The following is a 17,732-nucleotide window of genomic DNA, read 5'->3' on the forward strand; positions in this document are numbered from 1 at the left end:
CTTGGTGAACGTCTAGCCCCGCGCATCTTTCTAAAATCGCCTCCATCCACATCACCCCTGGAATCAGTTTGACGCAGGTCATGTACCCTCAAGTAAAAGGATTTTTATACACGTGCTCATAGCAACAATTGGCGGTACTCGTGGGATACAATCGGCCGGTTTGGGACTCAGAGTATGTCCTACCAAAAAAGCCTCGGCCTGTGACCTGCACTTCCATTATGGAAGACACAGATTCACAAGCCAAGACATTTTCATTCATGATGGTGGCCGTCAGGCCATGTTAGTTTGGGACAGCCCCTGTCTTATCATTAGCGATCAGTAGATTCATTTTGTCTATAAGTTGTCAGTTAGGAAAGTTTGCCGTAAGCCGGGTTCTGTGCTCGTCGTGGTTCAAACGGGAACTACCCTCCCACCATAAGCGACAATCATCTATCTAGGCCATACATTACTGCACAGCTCCAGCGACCAACCTAGACGCGCCTCAGGCGAAGGCTGCTTCTTCCGTAAGGAGAAGCTGCGTCTCATTAGGTCTTGCTCCAGATGGGGTTTACCAGGAACGAAGTCACCAGCGTTCCTCGGGGTCTCTTACACCTCGGTTCCATCCTTGCCTGTGCCGCCCGAAGGCGGCCATCGGCGGTCCATTTCTGTGGCACTATCCTTCGGCTCGCGCCGACTGGACGTTATCCAGCACCCTGCCTTGTGGAGCCCGGACTTTCCTCCCGCGGCGTCTTCACGCGCACCGGCGATTGTCTGTCAAACTTTCCTGAACAACATTGTATATTATACAGACTTGCACCTTGACGCACAAGTGTAAATATGTGGCTTTACAGGAATGCAAAAGGCTCCGTGTTCACTTGAGAGACATGTACAGCTGTATCGTACTTATGCTCAGTCAGCTTACCCGTCATCCATTCGGCTACCTTCACTTTCATAATTTTCTCTGCATTATGTCCCGGATCAATCAGGGCGATGCCTGCCAGTGCAGCATCCTGGGCTGTGTGATAGTCAATGTCCCCAGTCACCAGCACATCTGCTCCTTTGAAGATGGCACTGTTGTAATACTTTGCCCCGGAGCCCCCCATTACGGCAGCTTTACGGATGGGGCGGTTTAAGTCGCCGACGACGCGCACATGGTCCACCTGTAGTCCGCTTTTGACCGTTTCAATGAATTGGCCTAACGTAATCGGCTCCTTAAGCTTCCCTACCCGGCCCAGTCCGAAGCTACGACCCTTGAGGTCCATGGAATAAAGGTCATAAGCCACCTCTTCGTAAGGATGGGCCTTCAGCATGGCCTGCACGACTTTGTTCCGGATAGGCAGGGGAACAATCGTTTCAATACGGATTTCCTCCGCACGCTCCAGCTTGCCCTGCTCCCCAAGGAACGGATCAGAGCCTTCCCTTGGCATGAATGTGCCGTACCCTTCAATATTGAAGCTGCAGTGGCTGTAATTGCCAATCCAACCGGCACCAGCATTCAAGATGGCATCCAGCACCTTCTGGTGATGATCCTTTGGCACAAAGACCACCAGTTTGGATAACTGTTCAGTATGGATATCCTTGATCGGAGCACCTTCCTGAATGCCAAGAGCTTCGGCCATCCAATCATTCATACCACCTTCTGCCACATCCAGATTCGTGTGGCTGATATAGACGGCAATATCATTTTTGATCAGCTTCTCATAGAGCTTACCCATTGGAGTATCGGTCTGAATTCCCTTGATCGGGCGGAAAATAATCGCATGGTGGGCGATAATCAGATTGCAGCCCCGGACAATAGCCTCGTCCACAACAGTTTCATTCACATCAAGCGCCACAAGGACGCCACTAATCTCCTTTTGCAGAGATCCCAGCTGGAGGCCCACGTTATCCCATTCCTCCGCCAGATGTTTGGGAGCAAGCTGCTCCATATAACCGATTACAGTTTGGCCTTTGGCAAACATTCCAGCACCTCCGTAATTCGTCTGATCTGTGCTTTGATCTTACCCCGTTTCTCCTCCGCAGATTCCAGCTCCGAGCGTGACAGAGAAGTAAGAATGCCTTCGAGCTTATCAATCTCCCCTTGCCATTTGCTGAAGAAGGCTTCATTGGGCGCCTGAAGCAGCCAAGGTCCCATCTCCAGCAGTAGCTCACGGTCACATACCACACCGGAAGACAATCTAAGCTCCTGATATAGCTGTTCATTCGTAATTCCGGCAGCAGCCGCTTCCCTCACTGCCGTCAGAATTTCATAGATCTTGCCGTCTTCCTCCAGAATATGCTCGGCGGTAAGTACCCACCCGTGGTTCAAAAGCCAGCGGCGGAGAATATCCTCTCCCACATTCGGCTGCAGAGCCAGAGTCTTAACACCTTCAAGCTTTCCAAGGTTCAACCCACGATCCAGAATTGAAGCAATGAGGGCTCCCCCCATACCTGCGATAGTAATGCAATCCACTTCTCCAGGCTCCAGCACCTCAAGCCCGTCGCCGCGCCGTACGGCAATTGCCTTCCCTAGTCCGGCCTCAGCCACCCCTCTTCGGGCAGCTTCAAACGGTCCCGGATTCACCTCTCCTGCGATAGCAGATCGTACCCGGCCACTACCTACAGCCGCTACAGGCAAAAGCGCATGATCGGAGCCGATATCGGCGACCACGCTGCCCTGCGGAATTTGCTCCAGTACAAGCTGAAGCCGGTTTGATAATTTATTGTTATTCATGAGGTCACCCACGTTATCCATTTTTTACGGAAAATAAACAGCAGAGCAAGACCTGCCGCAATCTTCAATATCAGTATTAGCGAAACCCACTGCGGAAAGTCAGGTCTCAGCAGCAATGCATCGATCTCAGGCATAATCCACAGCGAAACACCAACGCCCAGGTAGACTCCTGAAACACCATTTACCCGGTGATGCAGCAGCCAGCTCAGCCATACCATAAGCACACACAGCGGCAGATACAGCAGCTCCAGTTCAAGAATAGAGGCGTCCGGACGCACCTGACCGAAGAATCCTGCATAAAGCAGGGTCCAAAAAGCAAAACCGCAAAAATGCAAAAGGCTAATGCGAAGGAGAAAACCAAGAACGACCCACAGCAGTCCGCAGCCTGCAATCAGCAAAGGCCTCCAGAAGTCCGGGTCCAGGTTATGTAGTGCAATCAGCCATAATCCAAATCCCAGCGTTAATATGCTGCCTATCCCTGCGAGCATGAGACTGATCATGTTGTTCCGGTCCCGGTAAATGGCGGAGTAACCATAACAAACAATTAGGACACAGAGTGCTGTTGCAAGTTGCAAAGGCCAGGGAAAAACGCTAAAATAAAGACTAATCAAGAAAATCAAGGAAATAATTCCAAAACCAAACAGCCAAATTTTGATGCTTCCCTGCTGAAGATTGCGGAATGAAATCGGATTACTGTCCTTCACCTCTGCTTCATCATCATAGAGGTTGGTCAGGAAATCACAATACTGCTCCGGCAACACTTTACTTCTTCTCCAGTACTGAATTTCTCTTAAAATAATTTCACGTTTTTCCAAGTTCAACGGCTCAACCCTCTTTCGGACCTTGACTCTGGCACTTGCTTCTATTCAAGATAAAAGACCTCCTGCCACCGTGCAGCAGAAGGTCCGGTTCATAACAACTATTCGAGGAAATCCTTAAGACGTTTGCTGCGGCTCGGATGGCGAAGCTTGCGCAAGGCCTTTGCCTCGATCTGGCGAATCCGCTCACGGGTAACGCCGAATACTTTACCAACTTCCTCGAGCGTTCTCGTCCGTCCGTCATCCAGGCCAAAACGCAGACGAAGCACATTCTCTTCACGCTCGGTGAGCGTGTCCAGCACATCCTCCAGCTGTTCCTTCAGCAGCTCATAAGCAGCCGCATCCGCAGGTGCAAGAGCCTCCTGATCCTCGATGAAATCACCCAAATGCGAATCATCCTCTTCACCAATCGGCGTTTCCAGAGATACCGGCTCCTGGGCAATCTTCATAATTTCTCTGACCTTTTCTACTGTCAGCTCCATCTCGGCGGCAATTTCCTCCGGCGACGGCTCACGTCCAAGCTCCTGCAGCAGCTGACGGGATACCCGGATCAGCTTGTTAATGGTTTCTACCATGTGTACCGGAATCCGGATAGTCCGGGCCTGGTCTGCAATCGCCCGTGTGATAGCCTGACGAATCCACCAGGTCGCATACGTACTGAATTTGAATCCTTTGTTATGGTCAAATTTCTCAACAGCTTTGATCAGACCCATATTACCTTCCTGAATCAGGTCCAGGAATAGCATTCCGCGTCCGACATACCGTTTGGCGATACTAACTACGAGACGCAGGTTCGCTTCAGCCAGACGGCGTTTTGCTTCCTCATCCCCGTTTTTGATTCTCATCGCCAGTTCTACCTCGTCGTCAGCCGACAACAGCGGCACCCGTCCAATTTCCTTCAGATACATCCGGACCGGGTCATTAATCTTAATTCCGGGCGGGAGTGACAAATCGTCGTCGAAGCTGAAATCATCGCTGTCTTTGTCCTCATTATCCTCACTTGGCCGGAGGCTGTTCACCTCTTCGTCATTCTCATTCACAACCTCGATACCCAAATCACTCAGTTGCTCGTAGAACTCCTCCATTTGCTCGGGGTCCTGATCAAACGGCGACAATTTCTCCATAATATCTTTGTAGTTCAATGATGATCTTTTCTTGCCTTGCTCAATAAGCTGGTCCTTCACCTGATCCAGAGTAAATTCCGCTTCCAGTTCAGTGTGCTGATCGTTCGCCATAATTCGACTCCCTCCTCCCTAGGTACATCCTGTCAACTGCTCATTGTCTCTCTAGGGCTATAATCTCACTTGCAATTTGTGCCGCACGCAAAAAGTCGCCTGATTTCTCAGCTTGAATCATCTCTTCGCGCTTTTGTTCCATCCCGCGTTGCACGGGGTATTTCCGCACTTCACGGATACAATCATCCAGGACCTGCGTATTCCAGTCCGGTGGAGTGTCCATCATGGAAATGGCTGTTGCAGTCTTTTCCAGACGGTCATCCTGAAGCGATGATAGAAACCGGCTGATGCCGGGTGGTTTGCCTTGCGCGTAATAGGCATATAGATAAGCGGCTATTGCCGCATGATCATCGATGTTAAACTCTTCTCCGAGGCGTTCGCCTACATATGCGGCAGCTTCCGGGTCCTGTATCATCAAAGACAGCAGGCGCCTTTCGGCAACATGGTAAGCCGGCAGCAAAGTCGGTGTTTGCACTTGCCCTTTTTTATGCCTACCATTATTCCACCTTTTGTCGTTATTATCCCCTTCGGGGATGTTTTTTTGCATCGAAGCCCGAAGTAAATTGCAGTCCTGCTTCAAGCTATCATATGACAGCTCCAGCTCAGAGGCGATTTCACGCAGGTAGACCTCGCGCTCTGTGGAGGAATGCAGTGATGCAATAATCTCCAATGCCTCCTTGACATACGCAATTTTGCCGTCTTCCTCTAGGAGTATATGGTTTTTTTTCAGATATATAAGCTTAAATTTAATCGATGAGACTGCCGAATCAATGACTTGATCCTTGAAACGCTCACCGCCATGACGGGAGATGAACTCATCGGGATCGAGTCCGCTCGGAAGCACGGCAACCTTTACCCGAAGGCCATTGTCCTCCAGCATCGGGATCGCCTTAATCGCAGCAGCTTGTCCCGCCTTGTCACCGTCATAAGCCAGAACAATTTCATCACCCAGGCTCTTCATCAGCGCCACATGCCCATCTGTAAGTGAGGTGCCCATGGTAGCTACGCCGTTATGCACACCTGCTTCCCAAGCCGAAATGACATCACCGTATCCTTCAAAAAGGACGATTTGCCGCGTTTTGCGGATGGATGCTTTGGATTGGTGCAAGTTGTACAGAATCCGGCTTTTGTTAAATAATCTGCTCTCCGGGGAATTCAAATATTTCGGCTGACCGTCCCCTAGAATTCTTCCGGCAAAAGCAATTACCTTCCCTGTGCGGTTCGCAATCGGAAAAATGACACGTCCGCGGAAGCGGTCAATGTACCCTTTCCCCTCGCCTCTGGCAGACAATAATCCGCCCTTTTCCATCTCAGCGAGATCAAAATTCCTTTTCTCGAGGAACTGCAGCAGTGTATCCCAGCGGTCCGGGGCGTAGCCGATTTGGAACTGGTCGATCATTTTGTCGCTGAAGCCCCGGGATCTCAAATAATCCATGGCGGCAGTGCCGTATTCCGTATTCTTCAGCAGAAAATGATAAAATTTTGCCGACAGCTCATAGGCCTGAATCAACCGGTCACGCTCAGGGTCAGGAGGAGACTGAATCCCCCCTGCTCCTTCGGGAATAGATATATCGCTTTCTTCCGCCATGATTCGGACTGCTTCGGGGAAGGATAATCCTTCGATTTCCATCCTGAATTTGATGGCATTTCCACCCATACCGCAGCCAAAGCAATGAAAGACACCCCTGTCAGGGGTTACAGTGAAGGAAGGAGTTTTCTCCGAATGAAACGGGCAGAGGCCCCATAAATATTTCCCCTGCTTGGACAAATGGACAACCTTACCGACTGTATCGACAATGTCATGCCGTGCGAGCACACTCTCGATAACCTCTTCCGGAATATTACCTTGTCCGCTAGCCACTTCAACCACCTTCATCTCTTAACAAGTAAATATAATTCGCTATAGTTGTACATTCTCCTGCAAAAGTGTTAAAAGTTTTGTCAGTTTATGTTGAAAATAAATTTTTTCTTCCGTGGTGATCGCTTTAGGTCCCTTGGAATAGTGTCCCCGCCGGCGCTCCACGGCCCTTGCATGCCTACCCTCCAACATAAAATCCATTGTGGAATCGTCATACTCCTGTCCGCGGTTAGACAAAACCCTGCAGCGTTTGCCAAGCGCAAGTGCAGCAAGGCCAAAATCCTGCGTAACGACAATGTCTCCTGCAGAAATATGATTGGCGATGTACAGGTCGGCGCTGTCTGCCCCGCGGTCCACCTGAACGATGGAGACGCCTTCTTCCCCTTTAAGCACATGATCATAGGATGAGACCATAATTACCGGGATCCCGAAGCTTCGGGCGGCCGCAATGATTTCTTGCTTCACCGGACAAGCATCCCCGTCGACTACGATCTTTCTTTCCTGGGAACCTTCCATGAGCATCACCAATTTCCCGTGTAATATATATACGCTTTGCCGAACAGAAATCCTGCTTTGAAAAGCATAAATACGGAACGGATGTCAACTTACGCATTGGCACCGTTCCGTATATTTATACCCCAAACCATCGATCTATACCATAACTGCACAAAGTTGTACATTTTTCCGGTTCCGATACAGACATAAGGGTCTTCTCAGGAAGAGACTACCACACCAGCTTGCCAAAATCAGCAAAGGCTTTGGAGTCCGCATCAATACCTGCAAGCAGCGCCAGACGGTTCGCACGAATCTGTTCGTCTTCGGCCATGACCATTACAGAATCGAAAAACCCGGTAACTGCATCCTTCAGACCGGACAGAATCCTCAGTGCTTCCTCTGCATTTCTGGCACTCAGCGCTTCTTGGTATGGCTTGTGTATAGCCTGCCAAGTCTCATAAAGTGTGCGCTCCGCTTCTTCCTTCAGCAAAGTAGGATCTACGTTGATTCCTTCAGCCGCTTTGGCCGCCAAATTGCTTACCCGTGTCAGTGAATCTACGGTGATTTTGAAATCAGCCTGACCATTCACAGTATCCATAAGCGCACGGCTTCTGCCTACTACAGCCACGATATCATCAAAGCCTGCAGCAATCACCGCATCCACAACATCATAGCGCACATTGTCGGATAACAGACGTTTCACTCGCAGTCCGAAGAACTCGTAAAGGTTTATACGCAGGTCTTGGGTAAAATGTTTCTCTTTGCGTAAATTTTCATGCACATCCACCGCCGCATCAAAAATTTCCTGCAAAGAGATGGCCAGCTTATGCTCAAGTACGATCTGCACAATACCTGCCGCCTGGCGGCGAAGCGCATACGGGTCCTGTGATCCTGTCGGGATAATACCGATCGAAAAGCAGCCGACAATGGTGTCGATTTTATCCGCAAGACTGACAACCAGCCCTACTTCAGACGCAGGCACCGCATCTCCTGCGAACCGTGGCTGATAGTGTTCGAAGATTCCTCTGGCAACCGCTTCAGGTTCTCCGGCCTTGCGCGCATAATCTTCGCCCATGGTTCCCTGTAATTCCGAGAACTCATTTACCATTTGTGTAACCAGATCGAATTTGCAAATATCAGCAGTCCGGCTGACTTCAGCAGCCGTACTATCGGACAGTCCCAGCTTAGCCGCCAGGCGGTCAGCTACTGCACGAATCCGGCGGACCTTGTCGCCTACGCTGCCCAGTTCTTCGTGATACACAATATTTTCGAGTTTAGCCAGCGCATCGCTGATCTGCAGCCTCTGGTCCTCTTCATAAAAGAACTTCGCGTCCGACAAGCGGGCACGCAACACTTTCTCATTGCCCTTGGCAATCACGTCCAGCGACTGTGCGTTGCCGTTGCGTACGGTAACGAAGAAAGGCAAAAGTGCACCCGCTGCGTCAAAGACCGGGAAATAACGCTGATGCTCCCGCATCGAGGTGATCAGCACATCCTGCGGGATATTCAAGAACGATGCATCGAAAGTACCGAAAAGCACGGTAGGAGTTTCGACCAGGAACAGTACTTCCTCCAGCAAGTCCTCTTTGATCGCGATGGTCCAGTTCTTTTCTTCAGCCAGCTTGTGGATCTGGTTCAGAATCAGTTCTTCACGTTCCTTCACATCCACCAGTACATGCTGGCTGCGCATAGCCTCCACATACTGTGACGGCTCGACGATGACCGTTTCTGTTCCCAGGAACCGGTGTCCCCGGCTAACATTCCCGGCTTTGACTCCGGTGATTTCAAGATCAATAATCTCCTGGCCGAAAAGAGCTACCAACCAGCGGATCGGACGGACGAATTTGAAATCATACGCTCCCCAGCGCATATTTTTCGGGAAGGTCATCGCGTTGACAATGCTACTCAGTCCTTCGGACAACAGGGAGGAGGTATTTACGCCGTCACTGTTTTTGGTGGCATAGATATATTCCACCCCGGACAGCTCTTTAAACGTGAACTGCTCGGGGGATACCCCTTGGCTACGTGCAAAGCCGAGTGCAGCCTTACTCCACTCGCCGCTCGCATCCAGTGCTATTTTGCGTGAAGGGCCTTTCACTTCTTCGCTGATATCCTCTTGTCGTTCCGCCGCATCCTTCACCAGAACTGTAAGCCGGCGCGGTGTTGCGTAGGAGCTTATTCCGCTATGGGCAATGCGCGAAGCTTCCAGCCATTTAGCGGTTCTGTCCTGAAGCTGCTCCATTGCAGCACGGATGAAGCGGGCAGGAACCTCTTCCAGACCAATCTCGAACAATATATCTTTAGACAAGGTCAGCACCTTCTTTCTTCAGCAGAGGGAATCCAAGCTTCTCGCGTTCCTCCAGATATGTTGCCGCTACGGTGCGGGCAAGATTGCGGACTCTGGTAATAAAGCCCGTACGTTCGGTCACGCTGATCGCTCCGCGCGCATCCAGAAGATTGAAGGTGTGTGAGCATTTCAGCACATAATCGTAAGCCGGGAACACCAGGTGCTTCTCCATGGCTCTACGTGCTTCTTCTTCATAGGTATTGAAGAGTGTAAATAGCATTTTGACATCGGATACTTCAAAGGTGTAGGTAGAATGCTCGACTTCCGGCTGATGGAATACATCGCCATAGGTCATGCCGTCCACCCATTCCAGATCGAATACATTTTCCTTATCTTGAATGTATGAAGCCAGACGTTCCATACCGTAAGTGATTTCGACAGCTACCGGGCTGGTCTCGATGCCGCCGACTTGCTGGAAATACGTGAATTGTGTGATTTCCATACCATCCAGCCATACTTCCCAACCCAGACCCGCGCAGCCCAGCGACGGATTCTCCCAGTTGTCTTCGACAAAACGGATGTCATGCAAAAGTGGATCTACCCCAAGCGCCTTGAGGCTGTCCAGATACAGCTCCTGGATATTATCCGGGGACGGCTTGATGATTACCTGGAACTGGTGATGCTGATACAGGCGGTTCGGGTTCTCCCCGTAACGTCCATCTGACGGGCGGCGTGAAGGCTCCACATAAGCTACCTTCCACGGCTCCGGTCCGAGCGAACGCAGGAAGGTCATGGGGTTCATGGTTCCGGCACCTTTTTCCGTATCATACGGCTGGACGAGAATACAGTTCTGTGCAGACCAGAACTGCTGCAGCGTCAAAATCATCTGCTGAAAATTCATACTACCGACTCCTTCGCTTCACAAGTTTAACTGCGCCTCTTGCCATGGTTCATCTTGCCTGCTGTGCGATGGAGGCGTCACTTTTCTATCCTTGCTCATCACAAGGCAAAAAAGCTCCCGCCCCCATGCCTGATATACAGACATAGGGACGAGAGCTTGAAATTACTCCCGCGGTTCCACCCTACTTGATCTCATCAATAATGACGAAATCCACTTTCATTTGGCCGCCTGCGTACTCCCGGGTGCCATGTTCATGAACGTTGTCCCGCCAGGCTTCCACTACCCCCGGCTCGCTTAAGCGACAATGATGTTCATTACTTTCCCGATCACTGCACGTTACTCCATGTTAGGAGCTACAACGGCACAACTATAAAAGAAACTGAACCTATAGTAACGGATTTTTTGGATTTCGTCAAATATTGTATTTATCAAGCTGATCCAGAAAATTCTGCGACTTCAGCTTCAGCCCCAGCTGATGGTCCATAAAAGCCCGCATAATCTTTTTGAGTTCCGCCCGTGTCTCTTCCTTCACATCTACGCTGCCAAGCCGTGTCAGATCAAGGGCAGCGAATAAACGCAGCAGCTTAAGTGCACGGGGGGAGACCTCCATTGCCGGAGGATCGTTATGCCTGCAACTGCGGCAGAGGACACCGCCGAGGCGGGGGCTGAGCCGGAGTTCCTCATCAGGCTTGTCCAGGCTGCAAACAATACAATGATCCAGCTGCGGGCCATAGCCTGCTGCCTGTAGAACTTTCATTTCAAAAACATTAGTAATGATACCTGGCTCTTTGTCTTCCTCGATCGCATTCAAACAAGCCGAGAGCTGCCGGTACCAGAAGCTGCCGGTTTCCTCATCATGAAGCACACGGTCGAGCAGCTCACAGGCATATGAAGCATAGGCCGCTTTAACCAGATCCTCACGAAGCGGATGGTGAGATTTCGTTATCTCCCCGGCATTCAGAGTGCCGAGTCCCCCATTGTTGCGGAAAAACACAAATTCTCCGGCAGTGAACAGCTGGATCAAGGCAGCATGGCGGCTTTTAACCTTTTTGGCACCACGCACGAGAACACCTACTTTGCCGGCGTTCTCGGTGCAAAGCGTAATAATCGCGTTCCCCTCGCCGTAGTCCATGCTGCGGATGACGATCCCTTCCACCCTGTATAGCATGCCTCTTCCCCCAACCACTCGGCAAGCAACCAGTCCTTATTGCGCTTCTTCATCAAGGACCTTCTCTTCCTCCGCGGGCAGCTCTATGCCGCCACTAAGCGGATCTGCGGCTTCTTTGTACAGCAGATAAGCATCGACATCTCCAGTCATTGCAAAATACTTCCACGAAAAGTCTCGCATTCGTATTCATCCTTTCTTCGGAAACACGATGTCTCTTCAGAAATAGGATGTGCGATAGGCCAGGATCTATCCTTGCAATTCCTGCCAAGATATTTCAAAAAAGCCGCAGATGCGGATGTTAAAGGTCTTTGTGGAAGCCCAAATCACGCAGAACGCGGTCCTGGTTACGCCAGTCTTTTTTCACTTTTACCCACAGCTCCAGAAAAATCTTCGAACCCAGCAGGTTCTCGATATCCGTCCGGGCCCGTCTGCCCACTTCTTTTAACAGCGCACCCTGCTTGCCGATTATAATCCCCTTCTGGGAATCACGTTCGACAAAGATGACAGCCGAAACATGTACAACGCCATTGGATTCGACACGCATGTCCTCAATCGCAACCGCGATGGAATGCGGCACTTCTTCGCGGGTCAGATGCAATATTTTCTCACGGATCAATTCCGCACAGACGAATTGCTCCGGATGGTCGGTAATCTGGTCATCGGGATAATACTGCGGGCCTTCCGGCAGATATTTCGCCACCTGATCCAGCAGTGTATTCACATTACTGCCGAGCTTGGCTGAAATCGGTACAATTTCAGCAAACTCATGCAGCTTATTGTACTCGGTGATCAGCGGAAGCAGAGCCTCCGGCTCGATTTTGTCAATTTTGTTCATCACAAGAATGACCGGCGTCTTGATTCCATTCAGCTGCTCGGCAATATAGCGGTCACCACCGCCCATGCCTTCGGAAGCGTCCACCAGGAACAGCACAGCTTCTACCTCATGCAGTGTGCTCATCGCCGTCTGATTCATATAGTCGCCCAGCTTAGACTGTCTTTTATGAATACCCGGCGTGTCCAGGAATACGATCTGCGAATTATTAGCGGTGTATACCCCGTGTATTTTGTTTCTGGTTGTCTGCGGCTTGTCCGACATGATGGCGATCTTCTGTCCGATCACCTGGTTCATGAGTGTCGATTTGCCTACGTTCGGTCTGCCGATAATAGCGACAAACCCTGATTTGAATTTCATATGATCTTCCTTCCTACTTCCTTCTTGGAACTTTTTTTAAACCTGTACATTTTAATATTTCTAAGGCTTTTCGATCCCCCTAAATCCCCCTTAGCCAAGGGGGACCCCAAGGGCCCCGCCCTCTGGACACCCGGAAACGGGCGAATGAGCGGCTTGGGGTCACATGGGAATGAGGTTGACGGTTGGAACGCTTACGTTCCCTGCGGGAACACGCTTGACTGTGGAACAAATTTACTAAAGTGCTGAATGAATACTTCTGTTCATTCTGCTGCACTTTGCACATTAGAATTCGCATATAAAAGGCTGATTAACCAATCTATTGTATTCTCGAACTCTGCTGTAAGAAGTGTAGCATAAGCTTAGTGAGTCCCTGAATCGATCCGTAATTCCCGGCTCACTCGGGAGCCTGGCCCTGCTCCAGATCGGCGGGTCCAAACGCGCCCGGAAGCAAATCCCGTACCGTAGTTTCCTGAATGTCACCCTTCAGGTTGCCTAGAATGACCTTCATATCCGGAGGGCATAGCTCTACCATCACTTGGCGGCAGACGCCGCAAGGCGACACTGGTCCGTCTGTATCCGCAATGACTGCGATCGCTTTGAAGCTTCCAGCCTTGTGGCCGTCCGCAATGGCGCGGAAAAGGGCCGTCCGTTCGGCACAGTTTGTCGGCCCAAAGGCGGCATTCTCAACATTGCAGCCATGATGCACGTGGCCGTCCTGGTCCAGCAATGCTGCTCCGACACCGAAACGGGAGTAGGGGATATAGGCATTGGCCCGAGCTTTGATCGCTTCTTGTAAGAGTAGGGCAGATTCCATAGTTGTCCTCCTAAGAGTTTGTTAGGATTACTTCACTGAATAACTTCGTACAAACTGGCTTTGAGGTAAAGACAATGAAAGACGGAGCGCAAAACGCGGGTCCGCCTCTCCCATAAGCTTAAGTTGTAAACTGATTATGACATAAGTCCGGTGATCCAGTCCATCACAGGATGATAAAATACATAGATTCCGGCGATGACAGCAAAGACCGCCGTGAGCAGTACAGCGCCTGCGGCGGTATCCTTCGCCTTTTTAGCCAACGGGTGTATCTCCGGGGAAACCAGATCAATCGTCGCTTCAATGGCGGTATTCAGCAGCTCAGCGGTCAGAACGAGCGTAATCGCAAGCAACAGCAGCATCCAGCTGGACAAGGGAAGTCTGAATATAACAGCGGCAACAAGCACCAATGCAGCTAAAGTGCTGTGCACCTTCATATTCAGCTCGGATTTGAACGCCGAAGCAATGCCATGCGCAGCAAATCGAAAAGAGTGCCAGAACTTTTTATGGCCTACCGCTGTATTCTTGACCATTAGCGGGTCAACCCGACCTGGAGCAGCACATGCTCCTGCTTGGACATCATTTCTGCCTCCGAAGCCGCATCCTGATGATCATAGCCCAGCAGGTGCAGGAAACCGTGGACAAACAGGAAGCCGAGCTCACGTTCCAGAGAATGTCCATATTCCAGCGCCTGCTCCTGCGCCCGGGTCACAGAGATAATGATGTCGCCCAGAACATAAGGGACATCCTCTCCTTCTCCATTGTCCTGGGAAACATATATAATTTCCGGCTCATCTTCTCCGGTTTCGTTCATGGCAAAGGAGAGTACATCCGTCGGACGGTCGATCCCCCTGTACTCCATATTCAATTCGTGGATACGCTCATTATTGACAAAAGTAAGATCCACTTCGCCTTCGTCAATCCCTTCCATTTGTCCTGCCTTTTGCAGAATATTCTCCAGTAGGGTGATCAGCTCATCGCTTATTGGATGCTCTTCCTGCTCGTTGTTCCAAACGATTGCTAAGCTCATGTTGTTATGGCCCCTTCCTCTTTTTTCGGTTTTTTCACATCCTCGGGATATTCAATCCTTGAGTGAAAAATCCCCATTACCGTCTCTTTCAGTGTCCGCGCGATAATATCGAGCTCCTTGATCGTAAGATCGCATTCATCGAACTGATGATCGTCCAGGCGGCTCTTGATGATTTTTTCAATCATCGTTTCTACCTGCACTACTGTAGGTTTGCGGAGCGAGCGGACGGCGGCTTCCACACTGTCGGCGATTCCGACCACGGCGGATTCTTTGGATTGAGCCTTCGGTCCAGGGTACCGGAAGTCCTCTTCGGTGAAATCGGGCTCCACCCCCTTTTCCTCAGCCAGCTTCAGTGCCTTATGGTAAAAATAATGCAGGAATGTTGTGCCGTGATGCTGTTCGGCAATATCGCGGATTGGCTTCGGCAGCTTATACTCCTTCTGCATCTCCACCCCATCCCTTGCATGCGCCACAATGATTGATTTACTGAGCATCGGCTCGATCGAATCATGCGGATTCTCCATGTTGTTCTGGTTCTCTATGAAATAAAACGGCCGTTTGGTCTTGCCAATATCATGATAATAGGAGCCGACCCGGCAGAGCAGTCCATCTGCTCCAATAGCCTCCGCCGCCGCTTCCGACAGGTTGCCAACCATCACGCTGTGATGATAGGTACCCGGCGTTTCCGTAAGCAGCTTGCGCAGCAGGGGATGGTTCGGATTCGACAATTCGACTAGCTTGAGCGCCGACAGGATACCGAAGGTAGCCTCGAAGAAAGGCATCAGACCAATAACCAGTACGGCAGTCAGCAGACCGCTGGCAAAAGAGAAGCCAATCGCATAGAGAGTCTGCGTCTGATTCCATACGCCTCCGCCAAGCACCGTAAGCATAAATACAGTCAAGCAGCCGAATAAGGATACCATGATCCCGCCTTTGAGGAGCGTGGAACGCTGTCCTGCACGGTGTGTGGCAAAGATGGCGACATAACATACGATAAGTGCAAAGAACCCGAAGGTGAAATCAAATACGGTGTTCTGCTGCACATTTAGGATGATGCTGGCAAGTATACTAATCAAAATGGAACAAAAGTATGCCAGGGTCATATCCAGCAGCATGGTGATTAACATTGCACCAATAGCAACCGGGGCCAGGAAACCGACATAAGAACGTACATCTGTCTGCAGGAACGCAGCCAGCTTCATCGTAATAATCGTAATTATAAATACCAGCACCAGCATCAGCAGCTGGGAGTTATTATACTTAAAGCCGGAGGTTCCCCCGTTATAACGGATGAAGGTCAAAAGGCCAAAGGATAGCATAGCCGAAAGCAGCAGCAGACCAAATTGCGGCCAATAATTAACCTCGTTGCTCAGCAGGCCGTTATCATCCAGAAGTGCATATAACTCGGGAGTGATTAGCTCCCCTTTGGCAACAAGTACGTCCCCCTGCTCAATGAACACATCAGGTGTATTCTCCCGGGCTTGTACCTTGGCTTCTTTGGTCGCATCCTCATCGTAGAACTTGTTGCTTGTAATCACGAGCCGCACCAGTTCCTGCACAACCTCACGGGCCGTGCGCTGGCTAAGCGAACTGACGCTGACCTGCTCAGCCACTTTGGCACGTGCAGACTGGGCGTCTGTAATCTGATCATTCATAAGCTTCGTTACGATATCCCGGGCAACCGGCTTCATCTCGATAATATCCTGAGAGGTCAGACGCGGAATCTTGATAAAGGTCTCTTCTGGAATAACATACGTCTGATCCTTGATCACCGACTGCATTTCATCCAGCAGATGCTCGGAATAGGTACCGGAGCTTCGGCTGGAGGTCACAAAATTCAAAATAAAATCATTGGCCCGCTGAGGAATCTCCTCCCGGTAAATAGCCGTTTTGTCGGATTGCGAGATGAGATCATCCTGATTCAGCCGGTCAATCCGGTCGAGCAGGGAGGTTACGAGATTATCCGCTCTCATTGGAATGATTGCATAACGGTTGGTTACATTCTCGGCCGCTTCTTCCTGGGCTTTAAGCTTGGCTTTGGTGTCTAGGATTTGCTTGGGTGCTGTGATTTCCTTGGCACTGTGGGTTCCCTCTTTGATGTCATACTTCTTGGGTACCAGGTCTGACGACAGGCTGAAGTAGAAAATGAGTCCAAGTAACAGGAAAAGAGCATAGCGCGTTACCGCGCTATACTTCCAGCCGTTGTTGCTGTATACAAATCCGCTTAATTTGGATGGTTGCTTTGAGGCCATGAAGACAGTCCCCTTTTTTATTCGCGGTTTTCGGCAGAGCGTTCATAGGCGACGATAATTTTTTGTACCAGGGAATGCCGGACTACATCCTGTTCTGCGAAATAGACAAAACCCAGCTCATCAATGCCGGATAAAATCGCCTTGGCTTCGATTAGGCCCGATTTTTTGCCGCGCGGCAGGTCGATCTGGGTGACATCCCCCGTGATTACCATCTTGGAGCCAAATCCAAGGCGGGTCAGGAACATTTTCATCTGTTCCGGGGTGGTATTCTGGGCTTCGTCGAGAATGATAAAGGAATCATCCAGCGTACGCCCGCGCATGTAAGCAAGCGGAGCGATCTCAATCAACCCACGCTCCAATGCCTTAGCGACCTGATCGGGGCCCATAACGTCGTATAAGGCATCATAAAGCGGACGGAGGTACGGATCTACCTTTTCCTGCAAATCGCCAGGAAGGAAGCCCAGGCTCTCTCCTGCTTCCACAGCCGGGCGTGTAAGGACTATACGTTTGACGGAGCCTTCCTTCAGCGCTGTAACAGCCAGCACAACGGCAAGATAGGTTTTGCCGGTACCGGCTGGACCGATGCCGAAGACAATGTCCCGCTTCTTGATGGTAGTTACGTAATGCTTCTGGCCAATCGTTTTGACGCGGATAGGTTTGCCGCGGAAGGTGGTCGTGATTTCACCTTTGAACAAATCAAGCAGCTGGTCGGACCGGAAGTCCTTGGCCAGCTCCACCGCATACTGAATATCCCGTTCACTTAGTATGTAGCCGCTGCGGATCAGGGAGAGCAGCACACCAAACAGCTGTTCCAGCATGTCCACTTCCCGCTCCGCTCCGCGAACTGTAATTTCAGCTTCACGCGAGTCAATCACGGCAGGAATTTCACTTTCGATTATTTTCAGAAAACCATCCTGCGGGCCGAACAGGGATTGCGCTTCTCCCGCATTTTGCAAAGATATACGAATGCTTGCAGTCTGTTCTGACAAGTAG

The 17,732-nt window shown here is 50.6% G+C and carries 16 protein-coding genes and 1 other RNA gene; all 17 read right to left on the reverse strand.

From position 1 onward, the window contains the following. Positions 1 to 348: 348 nt before the first annotated feature. An RNA gene (rnpB, locus tag A3849_RS16990) (RNase P RNA component class A) lies at positions 349 to 762 on the reverse strand. A 62-nt stretch (positions 763 to 824) separates the two neighbouring features. Next, positions 825 to 1,940: a Nif3-like dinuclear metal center hexameric protein gene (locus A3849_RS16995; protein ID WP_074112493.1), complete on the reverse strand. Its 1,116-nt coding sequence runs from the start codon at positions 1,938 to 1,940 to the stop codon at positions 825 to 827. Then, the gene (locus A3849_RS17000; protein WP_074112494.1) at positions 1,916 to 2,692 is read right to left on the reverse strand and encodes a tRNA (adenine(22)-N(1))-methyltransferase; all 777 of its coding nucleotides are present in this window, start codon (positions 2,690 to 2,692) and stop codon (positions 1,916 to 1,918) included. Before A3849_RS17000 ends, A3849_RS16995 begins: the two co-directional genes overlap by 25 nt. Continuing rightward, the gene (locus A3849_RS17005; RefSeq protein ID WP_074112495.1) at positions 2,689 to 3,513 is read right to left on the reverse strand and encodes a hypothetical protein; all 825 of its coding nucleotides are present in this window, start codon (positions 3,511 to 3,513) and stop codon (positions 2,689 to 2,691) included. The genes A3849_RS17000 and A3849_RS17005 overlap by 4 nt, the downstream gene beginning before the upstream one ends. A 98-nt stretch (positions 3,514 to 3,611) precedes the next feature. Then, positions 3,612 to 4,745, reverse strand: coding sequence for an RNA polymerase sigma factor RpoD (gene rpoD / locus A3849_RS17010; RefSeq protein WP_036683799.1), 1,134 nt, complete (start codon positions 4,743 to 4,745; stop codon positions 3,612 to 3,614). Positions 4,746 to 4,785: 40 nt separating this feature from the next. Next, entirely contained in the window at positions 4,786 to 6,606 is a 1,821-nt protein-coding gene (dnaG, locus tag A3849_RS17015; protein WP_074112549.1) for a DNA primase, read from the reverse strand. Positions 6,607 to 6,645: 39 nt separating this feature from the next. After that, positions 6,646 to 7,125, reverse strand: a complete 480-nt coding sequence (locus tag A3849_RS17020; RefSeq protein ID WP_178382725.1) for a YaiI/YqxD family protein — start codon at positions 7,123 to 7,125, stop codon at positions 6,646 to 6,648. 202 nt (positions 7,126 to 7,327) lie between these two features. Continuing rightward, on the reverse strand, positions 7,328 to 9,406 hold the full coding sequence (glyS, locus tag A3849_RS17025) for a glycine--tRNA ligase subunit beta (RefSeq protein WP_074112496.1): 2,079 nt from the start codon (positions 9,404 to 9,406) through the stop codon (positions 7,328 to 7,330). Next, positions 9,399 to 10,286 (reverse strand): glycine--tRNA ligase subunit alpha, encoded by an 888-nt coding sequence (glyQ, locus tag A3849_RS17030; protein ID WP_074112497.1) that lies wholly within the window; start codon positions 10,284 to 10,286, stop codon positions 9,399 to 9,401. Before glyQ ends, glyS begins: the two co-directional genes overlap by 8 nt. Before the next feature lie 412 nt (positions 10,287 to 10,698). Beyond that, on the reverse strand, positions 10,699 to 11,454 hold the full coding sequence (recO, locus tag A3849_RS17035) for a DNA repair protein RecO (protein WP_074112498.1): 756 nt from the start codon (positions 11,452 to 11,454) through the stop codon (positions 10,699 to 10,701). Between the two features lie 36 nt (positions 11,455 to 11,490). Further along, a complete protein-coding gene (locus A3849_RS17040; protein ID WP_074112499.1) occupies positions 11,491 to 11,634 on the reverse strand; it encodes a YqzL family protein in 144 nt (47 codons plus the stop codon). Between the two features lie 118 nt (positions 11,635 to 11,752). Continuing rightward, positions 11,753 to 12,646: a GTPase Era gene (gene era, locus A3849_RS17045; protein ID WP_074112500.1), complete on the reverse strand. Its 894-nt coding sequence runs from the start codon at positions 12,644 to 12,646 to the stop codon at positions 11,753 to 11,755. A gap of 394 nt (positions 12,647 to 13,040) precedes the next feature. Then, positions 13,041 to 13,460, reverse strand: a complete 420-nt coding sequence (cdd, locus tag A3849_RS17050) for a cytidine deaminase (RefSeq protein WP_074085696.1) — start codon at positions 13,458 to 13,460, stop codon at positions 13,041 to 13,043. Between the two features lie 134 nt (positions 13,461 to 13,594). After that, the gene (locus A3849_RS17055) at positions 13,595 to 13,990 is read right to left on the reverse strand and encodes a diacylglycerol kinase family protein (RefSeq protein ID WP_074112501.1); all 396 of its coding nucleotides are present in this window, start codon (positions 13,988 to 13,990) and stop codon (positions 13,595 to 13,597) included. Then, complete coding sequence (ybeY, locus tag A3849_RS17060; RefSeq protein WP_074112502.1) at positions 13,990 to 14,487, reverse strand: rRNA maturation RNase YbeY; 498 nt, start codon at positions 14,485 to 14,487, stop codon at positions 13,990 to 13,992. Before ybeY ends, A3849_RS17055 begins: the two co-directional genes overlap by 1 nt. After that, a complete protein-coding gene (locus A3849_RS17065; RefSeq protein WP_074112503.1) occupies positions 14,484 to 16,739 on the reverse strand; it encodes an HD family phosphohydrolase in 2,256 nt (751 codons plus the stop codon). The genes ybeY and A3849_RS17065 overlap by 4 nt, the downstream gene beginning before the upstream one ends. Before the next feature lie 17 nt (positions 16,740 to 16,756). Continuing rightward, positions 16,757 to 17,728: a PhoH family protein gene (locus A3849_RS17070; protein WP_074112504.1), complete on the reverse strand. Its 972-nt coding sequence runs from the start codon at positions 17,726 to 17,728 to the stop codon at positions 16,757 to 16,759. Positions 17,729 to 17,732: the final 4 nt, after the last annotated feature.

The sequence above is a fragment of the Paenibacillus sp. P46E genome (genome assembly GCF_001909095.1).
GTDB lineage: Bacteria > Bacillota > Bacilli > Paenibacillales > Paenibacillaceae > Paenibacillus_AQ > Paenibacillus_AQ helianthi.